Source organism: Streptomyces luteoverticillatus, assembly GCF_003970715.1.
Lineage (GTDB): Bacteria > Actinomycetota > Actinomycetes > Streptomycetales > Streptomycetaceae > Streptomyces > Streptomyces abikoensis.
The window spans coordinates 3,109,202-3,133,098 of record NZ_CP034587.1 but is presented as its reverse complement, the minus strand read 5'-3'; the positions used below and the strand labels follow the sequence as shown (position 1 = coordinate 3,133,098).

The window sequence follows — 23,897 nt, the reverse complement described above, 5'->3', positions numbered from 1 at the left end:
ACGGTTCGATGCACAACCACGAGGGCGGTGCCACGGAGCATCCGGCGCCGGGGCACCATGGACCGATGCGCGACGACGACACCACCGCCATTGGCGCGCTCGTGGCCCGTGCGGTGGAGGGCGACCGGCAGGCCACCCACGATCTGCTCGCCCTGGTGCACCCCCTCGCCCTGCGCTACTGCCGTACGCGCCTTTCGCGGCTGCCGGGCGACGCCCGGCACTTCGTGGACGACCTCGCCCAGGAGGTCTGTCTCGCCGTCCTGTGCGCCCTGCCGCGCTACCGCGACACCGGGCGCCCCTTCGAGGCCTTCGTCGTGGCCATCGCCGCGCACAAGGTCGCCGACCTCCAGCGCGCCGCCATGCGCCATCCCGGCAGCACGGCGGTGCCCTCCGACGAGATGCCGGAACAGCCCGACGACTCGCTCGGGCCCGAGGAGCGGGCACTGCTCAGCAGCGATGCCGAGTGGGCGAAGAAGCTGCTCGCCAACCTTCCGGAGAACCAGCGGGAGCTCGTGCTGCTGCGCGTCGCCGTCGGACTGACCGCCGAGGAGACCGGGCAGATGCTGGGAATGTCACCCGGCGCCGTCCGGGTCGCCCAGCACCGCGCCCTCAGCAGGCTCAGGGCGCTCGCCGAACAGTGAGAGCGAGGCGTGTCGCGGGTGTTCTCGTAGGAAAATCCAAGTGACGCGAGCCTCAGAGCTCGTGGAATGGGACACCCGCCACGGCCGTTAGCATGGTAGTCCTCGCTGGGGCAAGACCATTTGGGAAGGTGTCATGACTGACAACGTCGACGGAATGCCCGGGAAATTCGCGATGCTCGGTCTGACATACGACGACGTCCTGCTGCTGCCGGGCGCCTCCGAGGTCCTGCCGAACGGCGTGAGCACCGTCTCCCGGGTCTCGCGCAACGTACGTGTGAACATCCCGCTGCTGTCCGCCGCCATGGACAAGGTGACCGAGGCGCGCATGGCCATCGCCATGGCCCGCCAGGGCGGCGCGGGCGTGCTCCACCGCAATCTCTCGATCGAGGACCAGGCCAACCAGGTCGACCTCGTCAAGCGCTCGGAGTCCGGCATGGTCTCCGACCCGATCACCGTCCGCCCGGACGCCACGCTGGCCGAGGCCGACGCGCTCTGCGCCCGGTTCCGCATCAGCGGCGTGCCGGTCACCGACCCGGCGGGCAAGCTCCTGGGCATCGTCACCAACCGTGACATGGCCTTCGAGATGGACCGCGGCCGCGCGGTGCGCGAGGTCATGACCCCGATGCCGCTGGTCACCGGCAAGGTGGGCATCTCCGGCGAGGACGCCATCGAGCTGCTGCGCCGCCACAAGATCGAGAAGCTGCCGCTGGTGGACGACGCCGGTGTGCTCAAGGGCCTCATCACGGTCAAGGACTTCGTCAAGGCCGAGAAGTACCCGAACGCCGCCAAGGACGCCGAGGGCCGCCTGGTCGTCGGCGCCGCGGTGGGCGTCGGCGCCGAGGCCTTCGAGCGCGCCCAGGCGCTCGTCGAGGCCGGCGCGGACTTCCTGGTCGTCGACAGCGCCCACGGCCACAGCCGGGGCATCCTCGACATGATCGCCAAGATCAAGTCCAACATCAGCGTCGACGTGGTCGGCGGCAACGTCGCCACCCGTGACGGCGCCCAGGCCCTGATCGACGCGGGCGTGGACGGCGTCAAGGTCGGTGTCGGCCCGGGCTCGATCTGCACCACCCGCGTCGTCGCCGGCATCGGCGTCCCGCAGGTCACCGCGATCTACGAGGCCGCCCAGGCGTGCCACGCGGCGGGCGTCCCGCTGATCGGCGACGGCGGCCTGCAGTACTCGGGCGACATCGCCAAGGCCATCGCCGCCGGCGCCGACACGGTGATGCTCGGCTCGCTGCTCGCGGGTTGCGAGGAGTCGCCGGGCGAGATGGTCTTCATCAACGGCAAGCAGTTCAAGTCCTACCGCGGCATGGGCTCGCTGGGCGCCATGCAGTCCCGCGGCCAGGCGCGGTCCTTCTCCAAGGACCGTTACTTCCAGGACAACGTCCTCTCCGAGGACAAGCTGGTGCCCGAGGGCATCGAGGGCCAGGTGCCCTACCGCGGCCCGCTGTCCTCGGTCGCCCACCAGCTCGTCGGCGGCCTGCGGGCCTCCATGGGCTACGTCGGCTCGGCCGACATCCAGGAGCTCAAGGACAAGGGCCGCTTCGTGCGGATCACGTCCGCGGGCCTCAAGGAGAGCCACCCGCACGACATTCAAATGACGGTGGAGGCGCCGAACTACTCCCGCCGGTAGTAGTCGGAGCTTCGCACAGAAGTCCGTCGGAGCCCGCGACCGCTCAGGCCGCGGGCTCCGCCGCGTCGGGGATACTGGTATGCGGCAGACGGAGCGCCAAGGAAAGTGAAGGGCCACACACGTGACTGAGATCGAGATCGGGCGCGGCAAGCGCGGCCGCCGGGCGTACGCGTTCGACGACATCGCCGTCGTCCCGAGTCGCCGTACCCGCGACCCGAAGGAGGTCTCGATCGCCTGGCAGATCGACGCCTACCGCTTCGAGCTGCCGTTCCTGGCCGCCCCCATGGACTCGGTCGTCTCGCCCGAGACCGCCATCCGCATCGGTGAGCTGGGCGGCCTGGGCGTGCTCAACCTCGAGGGTCTGTGGACCCGCTACGAGGACCCGGAGTCGCTGCTCGCCGAGATCGCCGAGCTGGACGAGACCGCCGCGACCAAGCGCCTCCAGGAGATCTACGCCGCCCCGATCAAGGAGGAGCTGATCGGGCAGCGCATCAAGGAGGTCCGCGACTCCGGTGTCGTGACCGCCGCCGCGCTCTCCCCGCAGCGCACCGCGCAGTTCTCCAAGGCCGTCGTCGACGCCGGCGTGGACATCTTCGTGATCCGCGGGACGACCGTCTCCGCCGAGCACGTCTCCGGCGCCGCCGAGCCGCTGAACCTCAAGCAGTTCATCTACGAGCTCGACGTCCCGGTGATCGTCGGTGGCTGCGCCACCTACACCGCCGCCCTCCACCTGATGCGCACGGGCGCGGCCGGTGTCCTCGTCGGCTTCGGCGGCGGCGCCGCGCACACCACCCGCAACGTCCTGGGCATCCAGGTCCCGATGGCCACCGCCGTGGCCGACGTGGCCGCCGCCCGCCGGGACTACATGGACGAGTCCGGCGGCCGCTATGTCCACGTCATCGCCGACGGCGGCGTGGGCTGGTCCGGCGACCTGCCGAAGGCCATCGCCTGCGGTGCCGACGCCGTGATGATGGGCTCCCCGCTGGCCCGCGCCACCGACGCCCCCGGCCGTGGCTTCCACTGGGGCATGGAGGCCGTCCACGAGGACGTGCCGCGCGGCAAGCGCATGAACCTGGGCACCGTGGGCTCCACCGAGGAGATCCTCCTCGGCCCCTCGCACACCCCGGACGGCTCGATGAACTTCTTCGGCGCGCTGCGCCGCGCGATGGCCACCACCGGCTACAGCGAGCTCAAGGAGTTCCAGCGCGTCGAGGTGACGGTCGCCCCGTCGCAGCACGACAAGCGCTGACGCTTCGTCTCCCAGGGCCCGGTCCGCTTCGGCGGGCCGGGCCTTTCGCATGGCCCCTTCGCGTGGCCTGGCGCCGCCGTTAGCGCCGTATAAACATTCGATCGTAGGGAATACTGGCGACTTATGGCGCAAAGCAAGTCGTTCAGCGGCAGGGACATGGGTATCGACCTCGGCACCGCGAACACGCTGGTGTATGTCCGGGGGAAGGGAGTGGTGCTCAACGAACCCTCGGTCGTCGCGGTCAACGCCGAGGACGGCAGCGTGCTGTCGGTCGGCTCCGAGGCCAAGGAGACCATCGGCCGTACCCCCTCGAACATCGTCGCCATCCGCCCGATGCGGGACGGCGTCATCGCGGACTTCGAGATAGCCGAGCGGATGATGCGGCACTTCATCAAGAAGGTGATGGGCAACCGCCGCTTCTCCCGCCCGCGCGTCGTGGTGTGCGTGCCCTCGGGCATCACGGGCGTCGAGCGACGGGCGGTCATCGAGGCCGCGTCGCAGGCCGGGGCCCGGCAGGTGCACCTGGTCGAGGAGCCCATGGCGGCCGCGATCGGCGCGGGGCTGCCGGTCAGCGAGCCGACCGGCTGCATGGTCGTCGACATCGGCGGCGGCACCACCGAGGTCGCGGTGATCTCGCTGGGCGGGATCGTCACCGCGCGCTCGGTGCGCACGGCGGGCGACGCCATGGACGCGGCGATCATCTCCTACGTCAAGAAGGAGTACGCCCTCGCCATCGGTGAGCGCACCGCCGAGGAGATCAAGCTGAGCATCGGCTCGGCCTCGCCGACCGGCTACGCGGAGGCGGGCGGCGGCGACCCGGAGGAGACCCAGGGGCTGCGCCCCGGCGACCGGCTGACGGTGCGCGGCCGGGACCAGGTCAGCGGTCTGCCCAAGACGCTGGAGCTGACGGCCGACGAGATCCGCCACGCGCTCACCGAGCCGGTGGACGCCATCGTGATGGCGGTGCGCCAGACGCTCGACGAGACCCCGCCGGAGCTCTCCGGCGACATCATGGAGCGGGGCATCGTGCTCACCGGCGGCGGCGCGCTGCTGCGCGGCCTGGACGTCCGGCTGAGCCGCGAGCTCGACATCCCCGTGTTCGTCGCGGACGAGCCGCTCGACTGCGTCGCGGTCGGCACCGGCCGCTGTGTGGAGAACTTCGCCTCGATGCGCACGGTGCTGGACGCCCAGCCGCGCCTGCTGTCCTCGGGCCGGCTGTAGCCCTGGCTGGCCCCGGCGCGTTTTTGCAGCTGGGGCGCGTTTCACAGCCGGTGCGCCGCTCCGGTGGGGCTCGCGCCCCGGGTGTCCAGCAGCAGCTGGGCCTTGACCGCGAGCCCCTGCAGGTCGTACGTGCGGTGGTGCTGGAGAAGGACCGTCAGATCGGCGGCGGCCGCGGCCTCGTAGAGGCAGTCGGCGCGCGGCACGGGCTGGCCCATGACGCGCCACTGGGCGGCGTAGGGGTCGTGGTAGCTGAGCAGGGCGCCCATCTCGATCAGCCGGGAGGCGATCTCGCGGGCCGGTGAGCCCTCCTGGTCGCCGATGTCGGCCTTGTAGCTGACGCCCAGCAGCAGGATCCGGGCGCCGCGCGCGGATTTGCCGTGCTCGTTGAGGAGCGTGGCGCAGCGCTGGATGACATAGCGCGGCATCCGCCCGTTGACCTCCTGCGCCAGCTCGACCATGCGCAGCGGGTAGCCGAGGCTGCGGCCTTTGTAGGAGAGGTAGTTGGGGTCGATGGGGACGCCGTGGCCGCCGACGCCGGGGCCGGGGCGGAACGCCTGGAAGCCGAAGGGCTTGGTCTCCGCGCAGCGCAGGACGTCCCAGAGGTCGACGCCGATGTCGTGGCAGAAGACGGCCATCTCGTTGGCGAGCGCGATGTTGACGTGCCGGTAGTTGGTCTCCAGGACCTTGACCGCCTCGGCCTCGCGGGGGCCGCGCGCGCGGACGACCTTCTCGCAGATGCGCCCGTAGAAGGCGGCGGCGGCCTCGGTGCAGGCGGGGGTGAGGCCGCCGATGACCTTCGGGGTGTTGGCCAGGCCGTGGTGGCGGTTGCCCGGGTCGAGGCGGCTGGGGGAGTAGGCGAGGTGGAAGTCCTGGCCGGCGCGCAGCCCGGAGCCGGACTCCAGGAGGGGGCGCAGCAGGTCCTCGGTGGTGCCGGGGTAGACGGCGGACTCCAGGATCACGGTGGTGTGCGGCCGGAGCCGGGCCGCCAGGGCACGGGCCGCCGCGACGACGGCGCCGAGGTCGAGTGCCCGGTCCTCGCCCAGCCGGGTGGGGGCGCAGATCACGGCCGTGCGGACCCGGCCGAGCTCGGCGTCCTCGGTGGTGGCGCGGAAGCCGGCGGAGACCATGCGGCGGATCAGGCCCGCGGTGAAGCCGTCGGCGCCCTCCGGGGGCAGCCGTCCGGCGCGGAGCTCGGCGACGATGCGGGCGTCGGTGTCGTAGCCGACGGTGGGGATGGACGCGGCGGTGGCGGCCTGGGCGAGCGGGAGCCCGAGGTGACCGAGGCCGATGACGGCGAGATCTGCGGGCATGGCGGGATGCGGTCCTTCCCGGAGGTGACGTCCGGAGGCGGTGTCCGGTGGGTTCCGGTTCCGGATGAACCCGGATAAAGCGATCCGGTACATCAGCTTAGGGGATATATGACTGTTATCCGGTATTTGTGCTTCACATCCGCCGGGGCCGCGTCGCGGCGGACGGACCGGAGGTGGTCGTGGCGCGGCCGGAACGGTCGATCTGGGGCAGCATCGAAGAAGGACGCGGCACGACATGCGGTCGTGGACGCGTCACGACGTACGGTCTCGGCTCCGTCCGCGCGGCCTCCGGCAGCGGCGGCGGGAGCGGCCAGGCGGGAGGCAGTGGTGAGGACAGCGACACTCGGCCCGGCCGAGCGCGGCGAGGCTCTCGCCCGAATGGCGGAGCGGGAACTGGACATCCTCGTCGTCGGCGCGGGCGTCGTCGGCGCCGGCACCGCCCTGGACGCGGCGACCCGCGGTCTGGCGACCGGCCTCGTCGAGGCGCGGGACTGGGCGGCGGGCACGTCCAGCCGGTCCAGCAAGCTCATCCACGGCGGGCTGCGCTATCTGGAGATGCTCGACTTCGCCCTCGTGCGCGAGGCCCTCAAGGAGCGCGGGCTGCTGCTCCAGCGGCTGGCCCCGCACCTCGTCAGGCCGGTGCCCTTCCTCTACCCGCTCCAGCACAGAGGCTGGGAGCGCTTCTACGCCGGCGCGGGCGTGGCCCTCTACGACACCATGTCCCTCTCCTCGGGCCACGGCAGAGGGCTGCCCGCCCACCGCCACCTCAGCCGCCGGAAGTCCCTGCGGGTCGCGCCCTGCCTGCGCAAGGACGCGCTGGTCGGCGCCCTCCAGTACTACGACGCCCAGATGGACGACGCGCGCTACGTCACCACCCTCGTGCGCACCGCCGCCGCCTACGGCGCCGACGTCGCCAACCGGGCGCGCGTCGTGGGCTTCCTTCGCGAGGGCGAGCGCGTGGTCGGCGCCCGGGTGCGGGACCTGGAGCAGGGCGGCGAGTTCGAGATCCGCGCCCGGCAGATCGTCAACGCCACCGGCGTGTGGACGGACGACACCCAGCAGCTCATCGCCGAACGCGGCCAGTTCCACGTGCGGGCGTCCAAGGGCATCCACCTGGTCGTCCCCAAGGACCGGATCCACTCCACCACCGGGCTCATCCTGCGTACCGAGAAGAGCGTGCTCTTCGTCATCCCATGGGGCAGGCACTGGATCATCGGCACGACGGACACCGACTGGGACCTGGACAAGGCCCACCCCGCCGCCTCCAGCGCCGACATCGACTATCTGCTGGAGCACGTGAACTCGGTGCTCGCCGTGCCGCTCAGCCGCGACGACGTCCAGGGTGTCTACGCCGGGCTGCGCCCCCTGCTGGCCGGCGAGTCGGACGCGACCAGCAAGCTCTCGCGCGAGCACACGGTGGCCCACCCCGTGCCGGGGCTCGTGGTCGTGGCGGGCGGCAAGTACACCACGTACCGGGTGATGGCGAAGGACGCCGTCGACGAGGCCGTGCACGGGCTCGCCCAGCGGGTGGCCGACTGCGTCACCGAGGACGTCCCGCTCGTCGGCGCCGAGGGGTACAAGGCCCTGTGGAACGGGCGCGCCCAGCTCGCCCGGCGCACCGGGCTGCACGTCGCGCGGGTCGAGCACCTGCTCAGCCGCTACGGCTCGCTGGTGGACGAGGTGCTGTCCTACGTCACCGCCGACCCGGCGATGGGCGAGCCGCTGGGCGGCGCCGAGGACTATCTGCGGGCGGAGGTCGTCTACGCCGCCTCCCACGAGGGCGCGCGCCACCTCGACGACGTCCTCACCCGGCGGACGCGGATCTCGATCGAGACCTTCGACCGCGGCACGCGCAGCGCCCGCGAGGCCGCCGAGCTGATCGCGCCCGTGCTGGGCTGGGACGCGGCCCAGGTCGACAAGGAGGTCGAGCACTACGAGAAGCGCGTGGAGGCCGAGCGCGAGTCGCAGCGGCAGCCCGACGACCTGACGGCGGACGCGGCCCGGCTCGGCGCGCCGGACATCCAGCCGGTCTGACGGGCCGTCCGGGGGCATGCGTGCCCTTTACAGGTACGCGATGTGCTCATGAGCGGTGTGTGACAGCCCGGCAGCTTCGGGAACCGCCCGTCGCCCCACCGTGTCCTGTGGGAGTGACAGGTCCTGTTCAGGGGAGCGGGCGACGACGCCACCGCATCCCGTCGTCCTCGGCACCGCCCCGGCGCGTGTCGGCACACGCCCCTCACCAGGGCTCTCGGACCCTGGCCTTCCGCTGGTCCGCGGATGAGAGACAATGGTCCCTCTGCCAGGGTCGGTTGGTCGCAGAGCTGATTGCCAGAGGGGACGCATGTCGGAGGCGGAGCAGACGCAGGGCACGGCAGGGCGCCTCCTCGCCGGGCGATACCGCCTCGGGGACGTCCTCGGGCGCGGTGGCATGGGCACGGTCTGGCGGGCGACGGACGAGACCCTGGGCCGCGTGGTCGCGGTCAAGGAGCTGCGCTTTCCGTCCAACATCGACGAGGACGAGAAGCGCCGCCTGATCACGCGCACGCTGCGCGAGGCCAAGGCCATCGCCCGGATCCGCAGCGCCGGCGCTGTCACCGTCTACGACGTCGTCCACGAGGACGACCGTCCGTGGATCGTCATGGAGCTCATCGAGGGCCGCTCGCTCGCCGACGTCATCCGCGAGGACGGGCCGCTGAAGTGGCGCCGGGCCGCCGAGGTCGGGCTCGCCGTCCTCGACGTGCTGCGCGCCGCGCACCGCGAGGGCATCCTCCACCGTGACGTGAAGCCCTCCAACGTCCTCATCGCGGACGACGGCCGTGTCGTCCTCACCGACTTCGGCATCGCGCAGGTCGAGGGCGACCCGTCGGTCACCTCGACGGGCATGCTCGTCGGCGCCCCCTCGTACATATCCCCCGAGCGCGCCCGCGGCCAGAAGCCCGGCCCTCCCGCCGACCTGTGGTCGCTCGGTGGCCTCCTCTACGCGGCCGTCGAAGGCGCCCCGCCCTACGACAAGGGGTCTGCGATCGCGACCCTCACGGCCGTCATGACCGAGCCCCTCGGGCCGCCGCGCAACGCCGGGCCGCTGGCGCCGGTCATGTACGGCCTGCTGGCCAAGGACCCGCAGAAGCGCCTCGACGAGGCGGGGGCGCGGGCGTTGCTGACGGACGCCGTCAACGCCCCGGACGAGCGGCTGCCCAAGCCGCCCGAGCCCCAGCCCGACCTGGAGGCCACCCAGGCCATCGCCGTGCCGTCCATACCGGAGAAGCCGGTCCGCGCGGCGGCTCCGGCACGGCCGAAGAAGGAGCGCGGCGGGTACGGCTACGACGACGGCCGCTCGTCCGCGCCGACGTCCCGGGGCCCGGCTTCTCCGGGGCCGACGGGATCCTCGGCCGCCTCGTCCTCCGCCGGGGCGGGTTCGCGTTCCTCGTCGACGCCGTCGGCGTCGTCCTCCCGGTCCGGTGGCGTGTCCGGTGGGCCGTCCGGCTCGCCGTCCGTGCCGTCGAGGGGCGCCTTCCGGCCGCTGCGGGACGCGGACACGGGCTCGTCGGTCACCGCCGAGCCCGAGGGCGCCGGGCAGCCGGTCAAACTGCGGGTCGGCAGTGTCGCCGCCGGCGCCAGGGGTGTCCGTGACGCCCGTGGCACGACCTACGGCCGCGCCTCGCTCATGGACGTCGTGCCGCGCCGCGTGCTGCTCGTCGCGGCGGTCGTGGTCGTCCTCGCCGTCATCGGCACGGTGATCGCCATCGCCGTGAGCGGCGACAAGGGCGACAGCGGCAACGGCGGTTCGTCCACGAAGCACAAGAAGGCCGCGATCGTCTCGACCGCACCGATGTACGCCGACCCGGACGGCCATGGTGGCCGGGACGGCCAGGACGGCTTCTCGCGCGCGAACTGACGCGGCGGCGCGCGCGACGCCGTGTGACGCCGCGTGACCTCCCGGACGGGAGGGACCCGCGCGCATACCGGGCCGGACTGGTGGGGACGTACTGAGCCGTACGCGCCCTAAGGGGCGGGTTCGGCACGTATCGTGAGTCGTCATGGACCGTACGCAGTCGCGATACGCCGCAAGGCCCCGTTGACCGACCGTTTCTGACTGCCGGTCGGCGCGGCGGGGTGCCTCGGGTGTGTCGGGGGCGGGCCGTGCGACGGCGGATCGCACGAGTGGGGAGGCGTCGTGGACGACTACGCGGGCCGGGTGCTCGCCGACCGCTACCGTCTGCCGTTGCCCCCGTCCGAGGCGTTCGAGCTCGTGGAGACCCGGGCGTTCGACACCTACAGCGGCCAGGAGGTCCTGGTCCGGCAGGTCCCGCTGCCGGAGGTCGTGGATGCCGAGGTCCTGGACGGCCCGCACAGCCCGACCGGGTCGGCGACGGGGGGCGCGGGGGCGCGGCGTACGGCCTCGGGGCCCGGCGACCCGGCGGTGCGCCGCGCGCTGGTGGCCGCCACCGCCGCCGCGCAGATCCCGGACCATCCCCGGCTCGACCAGGTCTTCCACGTCTTCGCCGAGGCGGGCAGCCTCTGGATCGTCAGCGAGCTCGTCTCCGCCCGCCCGCTGGCCGCCCTGCTCGCCGAGCGCACGCTCTCCCCGCACCGCGCGGCCGAGGTGGCCGCCGACGTCCTCACGGCCCTGCGCGCCCTCCACACCCAGGGCTGGACCCACCGCAACATCACCGCCCGGACCGTCCTCATCTGCGACGACGGCCGTGCCATCCTCACCGGCCTCGCCGCGGGCGCGGCCGAGGAGGCGCTGTGCGGCTACGACCCGGTCCCGGAGACGGCGGCCCGGGGAGAGCGGCCGCGCCCCTCGCCGTACGGGCCGGGGAGCGGAGCTCCCGGCGGCCCGGGCACGCGAGCCGGGGGCGTCCCCCGGCAGGGCGGCGGCGCCGTGACGGGGGGTACGACGGGCGGTACCGCGTCCTCGGGTGCCGTCGAGCCCCACGGCGCGGGGGACGAACCGGACGAGGCCCGGAACGCCCGCGCGGCCCGCTCCGGTGCGATCGCCGCCTACCACGCGGCAGCCCGCGCCGCCGCGCGCGCGGCGGCCGAAGGCGCCACCCGCCCGGCCGCCGGCGCCTCCACCTGGGGCGGCGGCCGCGCGTCCAGCGGCAGCGCCCCCGCCCCGGGGACCACTCGCCCCTGGACCCCGGACGGCCTGCCGCGCGGCGGAACGGGTGCCGGCGGGGCGCGTACCGGTGGCACGGGTGCCGGCGGGCCGGTCCCCGGTGGCGCGCGTGGTCCTGGGGTGCCGGGGCAGGGCGGGCGGCCCGGCGCTTCCGCTCAGGGCAGGCCCGGCGCTCCGGGCCGGGGTGCTCAGCCCGGCGTGTCCGCTCAAGGTGGGCCCGCCGTGGTGGGGCAGGGCGTGCCCGCCGGGCCGGGGCAGGGCGGGCCCGCCGACGGCTCGTCGCCGGCCTCGCCGGGGCGGTCCTCGAACGGCTGGGGGCACCCCAAGGGCCCGGCCGACGCGCTCGCCGCCGAGCGGGCCCGGCAGGCGCGGATGGTCGTGGTGGGCGCCGTCACCGAGCGTTGGGCTCCCGAACAGGCCTGGCCGGTGCAGGAGAACTGGCAGCTCGCGCCCCCCGTCGGCCCCGCCGCCGACCTGTGGGCCCTGGGCGCCCTGCTCTTCCGCGTCGTCCAGGGCCACGCGCCCTATCCCGAGGAGAGCGCGGCCGAGCTCGTCCAGGTCGTCTGCGCGGAACCGCCCGCGTACGCCGAGGAGTGCGGCGCGTTGCGCCCGGTCGTCGAGTCGCTGATGCGGAAGGATCCCGCCGAGCGGCCCGAGTTCGAGGAGCTCCGCGGCTGGCTCCGTTCGCTGATCCGGTCGGCCCCGGAGCCCGAGCTCGGCAGCCGGACCGTCACCGTGCCGTCGATCGGCGCCCCCGCCCCCGGCGATCCGCGCCGGCTTCCGGTCGTCCGCCGGCGCGGCGAGCTGGTCCGAGGGCGGCGCGTCCGCGCGTCCGCCCGGGGCGCGGCGGCCGCTCAGGCCCCGGAGAACACCCACGGGCGGCACAAGCGGACGGCGGCCGAGCGACGCGGGGAGCCGCCCCGCGCGCAGGAGCGGAGCGGCCTCCACACCACGGGCCATCTGCGGGAGGAGCGCGTGCCCGCGACGGCCTCCCCGCTGCGGCTGGGCAGGCTCCTGCTCGGCTTGATCCTGCTCGCCCTCGTCGGGGCCGTGCTGTACGCGGTGCTGTTCATGCCGCGCGCGGAGGAGGGCACGGGGCGCGCCCCGGCGGACCGTACGGGCGCGGCCGGTGCCCTGAGCGCGGCGCCGGGCGGCTCCGCCCCCGCCGGTACGGCGGGCCGGGCCTCCACTGACGGCGCCGGTACGGGTGCCGGTTCCGGTTCCGGTGCCGGTGCTGCGAAGGGCTTCGCCCTGCGCAAGGACGCCAAGGGCTTCGCCGTGGCCGTCGCCGAGGACTGGCAGCGGCGCGGCGAGAACGCGCGCGGGCAGGTCGTCTACGCCGGCGGGGACTACGAGCTGATCGTGGTGCCGGGCCGGGACACGGTGGCCGAGTTCGGCGGCGACCCCATGGCCTACCAGCAGGACAAGGAGCCCGAACTGGCCCCGTACCGCGCCTCGTCCTGGTCGGGCTCCTCCGGCCTGCGGCGCGTCGACGTCGGCGGGACGGCGACGGCGGAGGGCACGTTCCACTGGAACGACAGCGGCGGCCGTCAGATCTACGTGCGCAACGCCGCGATGATCCTGGGCGACCGCTATCACCTGCTCCAGGTGCGCGGCCCGATGGACGAGCAGCGGTCGGTGGACACCTTCTTCGACCAGGCCATGGCAACGTACCGGGCGGGCGCCTGACGTCCGTTCGCCCCGGGCCCGGCGTCGCTCAGTCGGCGAAGCGCTCGCGCAGCGTCTTCTTGAGGACCTTGTGCAGGGTGTCGTCGCGGGGCAGCGCGTCGACGAGCTCCAACTGCTCGGGCAGTTTGTGCACGGCCAGCCCGGCGGCGCGCAGATGGGCCGTGACGGCTTCGAGGGTCAGGGGCCGGGCTCCCGCCGGCTGCTGGACGACGGCGCAGACGCGTTCCCCGCGCAGCGCGTCGGGCAGGCCGATGACGGCGGCGTCCTCGACGCCCGGGTGGTCGTGGAGGAACCCTTCGACCTCCTGGGCCGAGATGTTCTCGCCCTTGCGGATGATGATGTCCTTCACCCGGCCGGTGAGCACGAGGTGGCCGTCCTCGGTGAGCCGGCCGAGGTCCCCGGTGCGGAGGAAGCCGTCCTCGTCGAACGCCTCGGCCGTTTGGGCCGGGTCGAGGTAGCCCCGGCAGACCGCCTCGCCGCGCAGCCGTATCTCCCCGTCCGCACCGGTGGGGACGGGCGCGCCGTCCCGGCCGACGACCCGGATTTCCATGCCGGGGGGCGGCTGTCCCTCCGTGGCGGCCAGCTTCTCCTCGGGGTCGTCCGGGCACCCCATGGTGATCATCGGTGCCTCGGTCATCCCGTAGCCGTGGGCGAGCCGGCAGCCCAGTTCACGGACCACGTCGTGGTGGAGCGCGGGCGGCCGGGGCGCCCCTCCGCCGGCCATGAGCCGGAGCGTGGGGAGCAGCCTGCGGGCGGGGTTCTTGCGCTGCTCGGCGAGGAACATCGCGTAGAACGCGGTCGAGCCGCCCGCCACGGTGACCCCGTGGCGCCGGTAGGCGGCGAGCGAACCGGGCAGCGAGAAGTGTTCCACGAGCAGTGCCGGGAAGCCGCGCAGGAGCGACGCGACGGTGTATTCGGGCCCGGCCACGTGCGCGTAGGGGAAGGCCATGGAGCCGACGTCGTCGGGGGCGAGCCGGAGCGCGTCGGCGAGGCAGGCGCCGGCGGAGACCAGGGCGCGGTCTGTGTGCAGGACGCCCTTGGGGCCCGCCGTGGTGCCGGACGTCCAGAAGATCCAGCGGACGGCCGTGCCGTCGGCCGGAGGGGGCGGGAGGATCGCCGGGTCGGCCTCCGGAAGGGCGTCGTGGGCCAGGAACACCAGGGGTGGCGTGGGCAGTGTCAGGGCGACGCGGTGGGCCATCGGCGTGTGGTCGAAGCCGCGCCACAGCCCGGGGACGGCGAAGTACTCGGCTCCGGCGGCCCTGAGCGCGTGCCCGACCTCGTGGTCGCGGCAAGCGGGGACGAGGGGGCTCTGGACGGCGCCCAGCCGGGCCAGCGCGAAGGCCAGGACGACGGTTTCGACGCGGGTGGGCAGCTGCCAGGCGATCCGGCTCCCGGGGCCCACGCCGAAGGTGTGGAGCCAGGCGGCGACGCGCTCGGCGCGGGAGCGCAGCCCGCCGAAGGTCACCCGCCGGTCGCCGCCGGGTGCTCCGTCCCGTGCCTCCCGCGCGGGCTCGTCGGCCTGGACGAGCGCGAGGGCGTCCGGGGTGAGCTCCGCGCGGCGCTCCAGGAGCTCCCAGAGCGTGCGGGAGGCCGCCAGTTCCCGGGCGTCGGTGCCGTTCCGCATGAGAGCGCCTCTCGATCTGACGGTATGTCATACCGGGCCGGAGCGTAGGCGGTCGCGCCTTGTCGGTCCAGGGGGCGAGGGCTAGCCTCCTCATTAACTGACGGAGTGTCAGATTTGGCGAAGGGGCACCCATGGAGCTGCCGCGCATCGTCAGCGTCGACGACCATGTGATCGAACCGGCCCATCTCTTCGAGACCTGGCTGCCCGCGAAGTACCGCGACCGTGGCCCGCGCTCCCTGACCGCCGGGATCGGGGAGCTGGAGTACGTCGGGGGCGCCTACCGCGTCACCATGGACCCGGACGGGCCCCCTACCGACTGGTGGGTCTACGAGGGCCTCCGCTTCCCGTACAAGCGCGTCATCGCGGCCGTCGGTTTCTCACGGGACGAGATGACCCTGGAGGGCATCACGCGGGAGCAGATGCGCCGGGGCTGCTGGGACCCGAAGGCGCGGCTGGCGGACATGGACCTGGGGCATGTCGAGGCGTCCCTGTGCTTCCCGACCTTCCCGCGCTTCTGCGGCCAGACCTTCGCGGAGGCCCGGGACAAGGAGGTCGCGCTGGCCTGTGTGCGGGCCTACAACGACTGGATGGTCGAGGAGTGGTGCGGCGACAGCGGCGGCCGGCTGATCCCGCTGTGCCTGATCCCGCTGTGGGACGTGGAACTGGCCGTGGCCGAGATCCGGCGCAACGCGGCGCGCGGCGTACGGGCCGTGACCTTCAGCGAGCTCCCGACGTACCTCGGCCTGCCGTCGATCCACTCCGGCTACTGGGACCCGTTCTTCGCCGCCTGCGAGGAGACGGGGACGGTGGTGTGCATGCACATCGGGTCCTCCTCCCAGATGCCCGCCGCCTCCCCCGACGCGCCCCCGGCCGTCCAGGCCACGCTGTCCTTCAACAACGCCATGGCCTCGATGTCGGACTTCCTCTTCAGCGGCGTCCTCGTCCGCTTCCCCCACTTGAAACTGGCCTACAGCGAGGGACAGATGGGCTGGGTCCCCTACGCCCTGGAACGCGCCGACGACGTCTGGCGCGAACACCGCGCCTGGGGCGGCGTTCGCGACCTGATCCCCGAGCCACCGTCGACCTACTACTACCGGCAGATCTACTGCTGCTTCTTCCGCGACAAACACGGCATCGACTCGCTCGACACGGTCGGCCGCGACAACGCCACCTTCGAGACCGACTACCCCCACGTGGATTCGACGTGGCCGCACACGAAGGAAGTGGCTCTCGACCATGTGCGGGGCCTCGACGAGGAGACCGTCCACAAACTGATGCGCGGCAACGCCATCCGCATGCTCGGCCTCGACCTCGACCTTGACCTCGCCTTCGATCCCGATCTCGACAAACCGGGGAGCTGAGCCCGGTGGACCTCGACCGCACCGCCGAAGAGGAGGAGTTCCGCCGGGGGCTCCGCGCCTGGCTGGACGCGACGCTGCCCGAACTGCCCCCCAAGCCGTCACCGGACGACTGGCCCGCCCGCCGCGCCTACGACTGCGCCTGGCAGCGGGCGCTGTACGACGCCGGGTACGCCGGCCTGCACTGGCCCGCCGACGCCGGCGGCCGGGGCGCGCTGCCCGGCAAGCACCTGATCTTCCTGGAGGAGACCGAACGGGCGGGCGCCCCCTATGTCGGCGCCAACTTCGTCGGCCTCCTCCACGCGGGCCCCACCATCGCGACCGAGGGGACCGCCGCCCAGCGCGCCCGGTGGCTCCCGCCCATCCTGCGCGGCGAGGAAGTGTGGTGCCAGGGCTTCTCGGAGCCGGACGCCGGTTCCGACCTGGCCTCCCTCCGCACCCGCGCGGTCCGTGACGGCGACGCCTATGTCGTCACCGGCAGCAAGATCTGGACCTCGCACGCCGAGGTCGCCGACTGGTGCGAACTGCTCGTCCGCACCGGCCCCCCGGACTCCGGCCGCCGTGGCCTGACCTGGCTCGCCCTGAGCATGGACGCCCCCGGGGTGACCGTTCGCCCGCTGCGGACCCTCGCCGGGTCGGCGGAGTTCGCCGAGGTGTTCCTCGACGGGGCGCGCGTACCGCTCTCCCATCGCGTCGGCGCCGAGAACGACGGCTGGCGCGTCACCATGGTCACGCTCTCCTATGAGCGCGGCACCGCCTTCGCGGGGGAGGTCGTCGCCTGCCGCCGCACCCTCGTACGGCTGGCCCGCGCGGCACGGGAGAACGGGCGCTGGGACGACCCCGCCCTACGGCGTCGACTCGGCCGCCTCAACGCCGAATTCGGCGCGCTGTGGCGGCTCGTCCAGTGGAATACGAGCGAGGCGGAAGCGGCGCTCCGCGCGGGCGGCGACGGGGTGCCCGGTGCCGGCTCATCCGTCTTCAAACTGCGCTATTCCCACGCACGACAGGAGCTCTACGACGCGGCCGCCGACGTCATGGGGCCGCTCTCCCTGGACGCCGATCACGAGTGGACCACCGGGCGCCTCACGTCCCTCGCCTACACCATCGCCGCCGGTACTTCCCAGATCCAGCGGAACATCATCGCCGAGCGCGTCCTCGGCCTTCCCAAGGGGCGGTGACTCAAGGGCATGGACTTCCGGCCGAGCCATGATCAACGCGCGCTGGTCGCGGGAATGCGGACGCTTCTGTCGGCGCGATTCCCCCGGCGGAATCTCCGGGAGGCCGTCGATGCCGAAGTGCCGGAAGACACTCTCGACCGTTCACTGTGGCGGGAGTTGGGCAAGTGCGGATTCTTCTCCCTGAGACTCGCGGAGAAAGACGGTGGAGCCGGTCTCGGCCTGCCCGAGGCCGTGTTCCTCTTCGAGGAGGCGGGCCGCCATCTGCTCCCCGGCCCGCTCGTCGCCACCCACTTGGCGGCCGGACTGATCCCCGGCGTCGCCGAGGGCGACACGGTCGTGACGGCCCTGGAGGCGCCCGGCATGGTCGAGCACCTCGCCATGGCCGATGTCGTGCTCGTCCTGGACGGCGAGCGCGGTCCTGATCGTGGCTGTCTCAGGGTGCTGGAGGTGACGGGCGGTCACGGACCGAGCGTCCTGGCGGGCCGCCCGGTGCGGTCGGTGGACCCCACGACGCCCCTCCATCAGGTGGTGTCGATGCCCGAGAGGACACCGGCTTTGCCGGACGCGGGCGCCAGGGGCGGCGGGCTCGCCGGGGACGATGCCGCTCGCCTCCTTCGGGAGGCGGCGCTGCTGACCGCCGCGCAGCAACTCGGCAGTGCCGGCCAGACTCTGGACATGGCCGTCTCCCACGCGAAGAACCGCAGCCAGTTCGGCCGCCCGATCGGCGCTTTCCAGGCCGTGCAGCACCTGTGCGCGCAAATGCTCGCCCGTACGGAACTCGCACGCGTAAGCGTATATGCGGCATCACTCACGGCCACCGAAATCGATATCACCGGAGCCCGGCTGCTGGCGGACGAGGCGGCCGTCCGGAATGCCCGGGACTGTTTGCAACTGCATGGCGGCATGGGCTTCACCTGGGAGGCAGATGTCCATCTCCATCTGAAGCGGGCCTGGCTGAGGCGAACGCAGTGGCGGCCGACCGAGGACGCCGAGGAGTCGCTGGCCCGGGCCCTGCTCGCCGCGCCGGGGGAATTGCCCGGAGGAAATCGCGAACCATTCGAATGACGCCGGGTAATCGGCCCGGCCGAAATGCCACCCTTGCCGCCCCGAATGATCACGCTGCGTCGATATCGAGTTGTGTTCTTCGCGCAACTCGTCACCGTATGGAGTCGCGCCGGATTTCGGGTACTCTCCGTGAGATGCGAGTGGTTCAGGGGCGCAATAAATCCGGTCCCGCCGAAGAGGCGGTGCCGGGTGGGGAAACGCCCTTCGTCCTTGTCGGCCCGGAGGCGGGAACGCCCTGGTGTCCGAGACCCTCAAGCGCGCGTCGCACAGTATGCAGTAGGCGCGCTCCTTCGCGCCGGAATATGCCCGAAGCGCTTGTCGGGGTGACTGTAGGTCAACCATGCTTTCGCCGAAGGGGGTCACGCTGTGTGATCCCATCAGGCAGCGAGGCGTTGTGTCCGCCGGTTCGGATGGTGTGAGCGGTGCAGGTGCTTCAGGTGCAGATCGAGGTGGGGGCCGACCCCTCGGAAGTGGGACGGGCCCGTAGGTGGGCGCGGTCGCGGCTCGCCGGATGCGGGATAGGGCTCGACGAGCCCCTGGCCGAGACGCTGATCCTGCTGATCTCGGAGCTGGTCACCAACGCCGTGGTGCACACCGGCTGTCCGGCCGTCCTGCGGATGCTCCTCCCGGGCGCCGCGAGCCCCGCCGGACGGGCGCCGGACGCTCGTCCCGGCACGGTCCGGGTCGAGGTGGCCGACATCAGCGCCCGGCCGCCGGCGCGGCGGTGGGCCGAGGGTGGTGACACGGGAGGCAGGGGTCTGGAGTTGGTGGACGGACTCGCCGACCGCTGGGGCTGGCAGCGCGAGGGAGCCGGCAAGCGCGTCTGGTGCGAGGTCGACCGCGGCGGTCCATGCTGGAGTAGTGCTTTCGAGCCACAACACGCCGCGACAAATCGGGCGTAATCGACAAAGTCCAGACCAGGTGTTGACGTGAAGTGGTCACGTGATCACCCTTGGATGCAGCGATTCGTTGCGAGGGGACGTCGAGAGGTCCGGCTGTCCTGGGCTGCCTTGGCGAGTGCGGGTCGCGATCCGGCGCGACGACAGGGCTGAGGCGCCGGAGCTGGTTGGCGGCGCACGGTGCCGTGCTCGGGGTGCGCATCTGTGCGCCGCCGCCCACCCGTTGTCCCGGGAGTCCGCCCGCGCCCGGGCGCCGTCGTCAGAGGATCGCCACGGGCGCCACGGGTGTTCCCGTCCCGCCGACGAACGGCTCCGGCATGGCCGCCAGGAAAAAGGCGTAGCGCCGCTCTTCCGCGCACACGGCGGAGAGTTCCTCGAGATTCCAGTTCTGGCCCTGTGGCATTCCCATCTCCACCAGGTCGAGCGCGTGTACGGGCATCCAGAGGTCCGTGATCTCCGGCGGGAAGATCTCGAACGTGAGGGTGTCATTGGCGACGGCTGCCACGTCGCGGGCGTGGAACCACTCGGGTGTGCGGATCGACAGGCCGGGGGAGGGGTGGGCGTACGCGTGCTTGTCGCCGGCCAGGAATCGCTGGATCTGCCCCGTTCTGACGAGCACGATGTCGCCCGGCCGGACCGTGACCCGTGCCATTTCCTCCGCCGCCTCCAGGTCCTCGGGCGTGACGGCGTGGTCGCCCTCGAGCCGGTCCACGCCCCTGGCACGGGCGACGTCGAGCAGTACGCCGCGCGAGACGATGTGCCCGGCCTTCTCCACGCCGTTGAAGGCCGAGCGGCTGTGGGCGGTGATCGATTCCGCCGGGCGGCCGTTGTAGAGCTTCCCGCCGTGGGAGGCGTGCGAGAGCCCGTCCCAGTGGGTGCCGGCCTGCAGTCCCATGGTCACGATGTCGTCGCTGGTGGCGACGGTGCCCGGCCCGAACAGCTCCACGTTGATCGCCACCATGGTGTGCAGCGGGTTGATCCTGCCCGGGATCACACCCGTCTGGACGCCGTCCTGGTGCAGGGGCAGCGCGAGCGGTACCCGCTTGCCGACGGCCACGGTCGCGGCGGCCTCCCGCACCACCTCGTCGGTGATGAGATTGAGCGTGCCTATCTCGTCAGCCTCGCCCCAACGACCCCAGTTGTTCAGTCGCTTGGCCAGTTCGTAGAACTCGGACGGCAGCGGCATGGATGTCCTCCCGGATGGCGGCTGTACGGCTCCCCCGCGGCTTCGGCCGCGGGGCTTGTGCTCGCGCCCGTGCTGCCCAAAAATCTAACGGACCGTCAGAAACTGCGGGAGGGGGCCACGCCGTGGGGAACTTCTTGGCAGGCAAGGTGATCGCCGTCACCGGCGCCGGACGGGGGATCGGCAGGGCGGTCGCCCTGGCCTGCGCCGCCGAGGGCGCCCGGGTCGTCGTCAACGACTACGGGGTGTCCGTGGCGGGCGAGGAGCCCTCGAGTGAGATCGCCACGGCCGTCGCCAAGGAGATCGAGGCCCTCGGGGGCGAGGCCACGGCCGTCGCGGACGACGTCTCCACCATGGCCGGAGGCGGGCGGATCGTGGACACGGCGACCGCCCGGTACGGCCGCCTCGACGGCGTCGTCTGCGGAGCGGGCATCCTCCGCGAGCGCATGATCTTCAATATGACCGAGGAGGAATGGGACTCGGTCATCGCCACCCACCTGAAGGGCACCTTCACCGTCTTCCGCGCCGCCTCCGCCGTGATGCGCCGGCAGCGCTCCGGCACCCTCATCGGCTTCACCAGCGGCAACCACCAGGGAAGCGTGTCCCAGGCCAACTACGCTTCCGCCAAGGGCGGGATCATCTCCCTCGTCCGCAGCGCCGCCCTGGGACTCCACAAGTACGGCGTCACCGCCAATTGCGTCGCACCCGTGGCCCGCACCCGGATGTCCGCCGGCGTCCCTATGGAACTCAAGGAGATCGGCGAGCCCGAGGACGTGGCCCCCCTGGTCGTCTACCTGCTCGGCGACCGCGCCCGGGAGCAGGGCGTCACCGGCCAGGTCTACACCGTCGCCGGACCCAAGATCGCCGTCTGGGCCCAGCCCCGCGAACTGCGCGCCGCCTACGCCGAGGGCCGCTGGACCCCCGAACGGATCGCCGAGGCCCTCCCGGAGACCATCGGCGTCGACCCGATGCCCCTCCTGGACCGGCTCCGGGACATGGCCGACGCGGCCGCCGCCGGCCGGCGCCCCAACGCGTGACGCGGCGGACCGCGAAGGGAGAGGCGCGACGCCATGGACTTCGCATTCGGGCCGGAGGACGAGGCCTTCCGCCAGGAGGCCCGGACCTGGCTGGCCGAGCATCTGCCCGGACACACGGCCCGGCACCAGGACGACGACGGGCACCCCGCGCCCGGCCGCGCGTGGGAACGCGAACTCGGCACCGGCGGCTGGATCGGCCTCGGCTGGAGCCCCCACCGCGGCACCCACGGCAACCGCACGGCCACCCTGACCCGGCAGGTCGTCTGGGCCGAGGAATACGCCCGCGCCGGAGCGCCTGCCCGCCTCGGCCACCTGGGCGAGAACCTCCTGGCGCCCACCCTCCTCGCCCACGGCGACGACGCCCAGTGCGCCCGCTTCCTCCCCGCCATCGCCCGCGGTGAGGAGATCTGGTGCCAGGGCTACAGCGAACCCGGCGCGGGCTCGGACCTCGCCGGTGTCCGGACCACCGCCACACGCGCCGACGGCGGCCGCGTCTACCGGATCGACGGGCAGAAGATCTGGACCTCTCTCGCCCACGAGGCCGACTGGTGCTTCGTCCTCGCACGCACCACCAAGGGCTCACGGCGCCATCACGGACTCTCCTTCCTCCTCGTGCCGATGGACCAGCCCGGCCGCGTCGAGGTCCGCCCGATCCGCCAGCTGACCGGGACCTCCGACTTCAACGAGGTGTTCTTCGACGGCGCCGAGGCCCGTGCCGAACACCTCGTCGGCAGGGAGGGCGACGGCTGGCGGGTCGCCCTGGGGCTCCTCGCCAGGGAACGCGGAGTGTCCACCCTCGTCCAGCAGATCGGCTTCGCGGCCGAACTGGCGCGAGTGGTCCGCCTGGCCGTGGAGACCGGCGCCGCAGAGGAGCCGGCGGTACGGGACCAGCTCGTACGGCAATGGGCCGAACTCCAGGTCATGCGCTGGAACGCCCTGCGGACCCTGGGGGCCGCGGACACCCCCGGGGCGCCCAGCGTCGCCAAGCTGCTGTGGGGCGGCTGGCACCAGCGGCTCGGTGAACTGGCGATGCGAGTGCGCGGCGCCCCCGCCGCCCTGGGGCCGGACCCCTGGAGCGCCGACAGCCCGTACCGGCTGGACACCCTGCAACGCCTGTTCCTCTTCAGCCGAGCCGACACCATCTACGGCGGCTCGGACGAGATCCAGCGCAACATCATCGCCGAGCGCGTACTCGGTCTGCCCAAGGAGGCACGGACATGACGGAGTACGGGCACTGGATCGCCGGCGCCTGGCGCGCGCCGGAAAAAGGGCACTATCCAGTTGTCAATCCGGCGACCGAGAAGGTCGTCGGGGAGGCCCCGGAGTCGACTCCCGCCGAAGTCGCCGACGCCGTGGCCGCCGCGCGGGCCGCGCAGGACGGCTGGTCCCGTACGCGTCCGCGCGAGCGCGCGGCCGTACTGGACCGGATCGCTGATCTGATCACCGAGCGGAGCGAGGAGCTCGCGCCCCTCCTCCAGGCCGAGACCGGCTCGACGACACGCATCACCTCGGCCATGCAACTTCCCACCGCCGCCGAACGCTTCCACCGGTACGCGCGGGGCGCGACGGAACCGCACGTCGTCCCGCTCGCGCCACGCCCCGTCAGGGCGAGCCCCCTCGCACCCGGCGGCCTGCTCGGCGCCGCCGCGGTGCGCCGCCCCGTGGGCGTCGTCGGCTGTATCACCTCCTACAACTTCCCTCTCGTCAATCTCGCGGGCAAGGTCGCGCCCGCCCTGGCCATGGGCAACACGGTCGTCGCGAAGCCGGCGCCGCAGGACCCGCTCTGCTGCCTGGAGCTGGGCCCGCTGTGCCGTGAAGCCGGGCTTCCCGACGGGGTGTTCAACGTGGTCACCGGCTCTGGCACGGGAGCCGGGGAGGCGCTCGTGGCGCACCCCGGCGTCGACATGATCAGCTTCACCGGTTCCAGCGCGGTGGGAAAGAAGATCGCCGAGGCCGCGGGGAGGTCGATGAAGCGCACCCTGATGGAGCTGGGCGGCAAGGGCGCGGCCATCGTCCTGGAGGACGCCGACGAAGCGGTGATCAAGTCGGCGGTCGGGGCGGTCGGTTCGGTCTGGTCCTTCCACAGTGGGCAGATCTGCACGGCGCCGACCCGCGTACTCGTCCACCGGTCGTTGTACGAGCGGGTCGTCGCCGGTCTCAGACACTACGCCGGGTCGCTGATCGTCGGGGACCCTGTGGATAACTCCACGACCGTGGGCCCGTTGATCTCCGCCGAGCAGCGCGATCGCGTCGAGGCCCACATCGCCCAGGCCCGTGACCAGGGCGCCCGCATCGTCGTCGGCGGCACGCGCCCCGCCGTCCGCCCGGGCTTCTACGTGGCCCCCACCCTCATCACCGACGTCACCCCCGACATGGCCGTCGCCCGCGAGGAGATCTTCGGACCCGTCGTGGTCGTGCTCGTCTTCGATGACGAGGACGAGGCGGTCCGTATCGCCAACGGCACCGCATACGGCCTCCACGACTACGTCTTCAGCGCCGACGCCGGCAGTGCCTGGGCCCTTGCCGCCCGGCTCCGCAGCGGGAACGTCGGCGTGAACACCGTCCAGCGGCATCCCGAGACGCCCTTCGGCGGGTTCAAGGAGAGCGGGATCGGCCGCGACGGCGGCTCGTTCGCCCTCGACGCGTACAGCGAACTCCAGTCGGTCGTCTGGCCGTCCTGAGCCC

General features: G+C 72.7%; 16 protein-coding genes and 1 pseudogene. 14 read left to right on the top strand and 3 right to left on the bottom strand.

Translation table 11 applies throughout. From position 1 onward, the window contains the following. Positions 1-65 precede the first annotated feature (65 nt). From EKH77_RS13515 to EKH77_RS13500, 4 genes are all read left to right on the top strand, one after another. A complete protein-coding gene (locus EKH77_RS13515; RefSeq protein ID WP_206279852.1) occupies positions 66-641 on the top strand; it encodes a sigma-70 family RNA polymerase sigma factor in 576 nt (191 codons plus the stop codon). Positions 642-774: 133 nt separating this feature from the next. After that, positions 775-2,277: an IMP dehydrogenase gene (gene guaB / locus EKH77_RS13510; protein ID WP_126914645.1), complete on the top strand. Its 1,503-nt coding sequence runs from the start codon at positions 775-777 to the stop codon at positions 2,275-2,277. Between the two features lie 121 nt (positions 2,278-2,398). Then, entirely contained in the window at positions 2,399-3,526 is a 1,128-nt protein-coding gene (locus EKH77_RS13505) for a GuaB3 family IMP dehydrogenase-related protein (protein ID WP_126914644.1), read from the top strand. Between the two features lie 123 nt (positions 3,527-3,649). After that, complete coding sequence (locus EKH77_RS13500) at positions 3,650-4,747, top strand: rod shape-determining protein (RefSeq protein ID WP_126914643.1); 1,098 nt, start codon at positions 3,650-3,652, stop codon at positions 4,745-4,747. Positions 4,748-4,788: 41 nt separating this feature from the next. Here EKH77_RS13500 and EKH77_RS13495 read toward each other — a convergent pair whose 3' ends face one another. Next, on the bottom strand, positions 4,789-6,057 hold the full coding sequence (locus tag EKH77_RS13495; protein ID WP_126914642.1) for a nucleotide sugar dehydrogenase: 1,269 nt from the start codon (positions 6,055-6,057) through the stop codon (positions 4,789-4,791). A 327-nt stretch (positions 6,058-6,384) separates the two neighbouring features. Here EKH77_RS13495 and EKH77_RS13490 point away from each other — a divergent pair, with 327 nt between their 5' ends. From EKH77_RS13490 to EKH77_RS13480, 3 genes and pseudogenes are all read left to right on the top strand, one after another. Further along, the gene (locus EKH77_RS13490) at positions 6,385-8,091 is read left to right on the top strand and encodes a glycerol-3-phosphate dehydrogenase/oxidase (protein ID WP_126914641.1); all 1,707 of its coding nucleotides are present in this window, start codon (positions 6,385-6,387) and stop codon (positions 8,089-8,091) included. 307 nt (positions 8,092-8,398) lie between these two features. Next, positions 8,399-9,254, top strand: a pseudogene (locus EKH77_RS34755) (serine/threonine-protein kinase); the annotation flags it as partial. A gap of 977 nt (positions 9,255-10,231) precedes the next feature. Next, positions 10,232-12,868, top strand: a complete 2,637-nt coding sequence (locus EKH77_RS13480; RefSeq protein ID WP_126914639.1) for a protein kinase — start codon at positions 10,232-10,234, stop codon at positions 12,866-12,868. Between the two features lie 28 nt (positions 12,869-12,896). Here EKH77_RS13480 and EKH77_RS13475 read toward each other — a convergent pair whose 3' ends face one another. Then, the gene (locus EKH77_RS13475; protein ID WP_126914638.1) at positions 12,897-14,492 is read right to left on the bottom strand and encodes a class I adenylate-forming enzyme family protein; all 1,596 of its coding nucleotides are present in this window, start codon (positions 14,490-14,492) and stop codon (positions 12,897-12,899) included. A gap of 131 nt (positions 14,493-14,623) precedes the next feature. Between EKH77_RS13475 and EKH77_RS13470 the strand changes: the two genes are divergently transcribed. The 4 genes from EKH77_RS13470 (at position 14,624) to EKH77_RS13455 (ending at position 18,995) form a co-directional block, all read left to right on the top strand. Then, complete coding sequence (locus tag EKH77_RS13470; RefSeq protein WP_126914637.1) at positions 14,624-15,853, top strand: amidohydrolase family protein; 1,230 nt, start codon at positions 14,624-14,626, stop codon at positions 15,851-15,853. Positions 15,854-15,858: 5 nt separating this feature from the next. Further along, a complete protein-coding gene (locus EKH77_RS13465; protein WP_126914636.1) occupies positions 15,859-17,028 on the top strand; it encodes an acyl-CoA dehydrogenase family protein in 1,170 nt (389 codons plus the stop codon). A 9-nt stretch (positions 17,029-17,037) separates the two neighbouring features. After that, complete coding sequence (locus EKH77_RS13460) at positions 17,038-18,093, top strand: acyl-CoA dehydrogenase family protein (protein ID WP_126914635.1); 1,056 nt, start codon at positions 17,038-17,040, stop codon at positions 18,091-18,093. 422 nt (positions 18,094-18,515) lie between these two features. Next, positions 18,516-18,995: an ATP-binding protein gene (locus tag EKH77_RS13455; protein WP_126914634.1), complete on the top strand. Its 480-nt coding sequence runs from the start codon at positions 18,516-18,518 to the stop codon at positions 18,993-18,995. Positions 18,996-19,251: 256 nt separating this feature from the next. On the opposite strand, the gene EKH77_RS13450 is transcribed toward EKH77_RS13455, so the two are convergent. Then, positions 19,252-20,178, bottom strand: a complete 927-nt coding sequence (locus tag EKH77_RS13450; protein WP_126914633.1) for a cyclase family protein — start codon at positions 20,176-20,178, stop codon at positions 19,252-19,254. A 122-nt stretch (positions 20,179-20,300) separates the two neighbouring features. Here EKH77_RS13450 and EKH77_RS13445 point away from each other — a divergent pair, with 122 nt between their 5' ends. From EKH77_RS13445 to EKH77_RS13435, 3 genes are read left to right on the top strand one after another with little or no spacing between them, the layout of a single operon-like run. Beyond that, positions 20,301-21,212: an SDR family NAD(P)-dependent oxidoreductase gene (locus tag EKH77_RS13445; protein WP_126914632.1), complete on the top strand. Its 912-nt coding sequence runs from the start codon at positions 20,301-20,303 to the stop codon at positions 21,210-21,212. Between the two features lie 33 nt (positions 21,213-21,245). After that, positions 21,246-22,433: an acyl-CoA dehydrogenase family protein gene (locus EKH77_RS13440; RefSeq protein WP_126914631.1), complete on the top strand. Its 1,188-nt coding sequence runs from the start codon at positions 21,246-21,248 to the stop codon at positions 22,431-22,433. After that, entirely contained in the window at positions 22,430-23,893 is a 1,464-nt protein-coding gene (locus EKH77_RS13435; protein ID WP_126914630.1) for an aldehyde dehydrogenase family protein, read from the top strand. The genes EKH77_RS13440 and EKH77_RS13435 overlap by 4 nt, the downstream gene beginning before the upstream one ends. Positions 23,894-23,897: the final 4 nt, after the last annotated feature.

Excerpts from the sequence above, each read along its gene's own strand:
- EKH77_RS13515 (WP_206279852.1), top strand. The coding sequence starts at position 66 with ATGCGCGACGACGACACCACCGCCATTGGCGCGCTCGTGGCCCGTGCG.
- guaB (WP_126914645.1), top strand. The coding sequence starts at position 775 with ATGACTGACAACGTCGACGGAATGCCCGGGAAATTCGCGATGCTCGGT.
- EKH77_RS13500 (WP_126914643.1), top strand. The coding sequence starts at position 3,650 with ATGGCGCAAAGCAAGTCGTTCAGCGGCAGGGACATGGGTATCGACCTC.
- EKH77_RS13495 (WP_126914642.1), bottom strand. The coding sequence starts at position 6,057 with ATGCCCGCAGATCTCGCCGTCATCGGCCTCGGTCACCTCGGGCTCCCG.
- EKH77_RS13475 (WP_126914638.1), bottom strand. The coding sequence starts at position 14,492 with ATGCGGAACGGCACCGACGCCCGGGAACTGGCGGCCTCCCGCACGCTC.
- EKH77_RS13470 (WP_126914637.1), top strand. The coding sequence starts at position 14,624 with ATGGAGCTGCCGCGCATCGTCAGCGTCGACGACCATGTGATCGAACCG.
- EKH77_RS13460 (WP_126914635.1), top strand. The coding sequence starts at position 17,038 with ATGGACTTCCGGCCGAGCCATGATCAACGCGCGCTGGTCGCGGGAATG.
- EKH77_RS13450 (WP_126914633.1), bottom strand. The coding sequence starts at position 20,178 with ATGCCGCTGCCGTCCGAGTTCTACGAACTGGCCAAGCGACTGAACAAC.
- EKH77_RS13440 (WP_126914631.1), top strand. The coding sequence starts at position 21,246 with ATGGACTTCGCATTCGGGCCGGAGGACGAGGCCTTCCGCCAGGAGGCC.
- EKH77_RS13435 (WP_126914630.1), top strand. The coding sequence starts at position 22,430 with ATGACGGAGTACGGGCACTGGATCGCCGGCGCCTGGCGCGCGCCGGAA.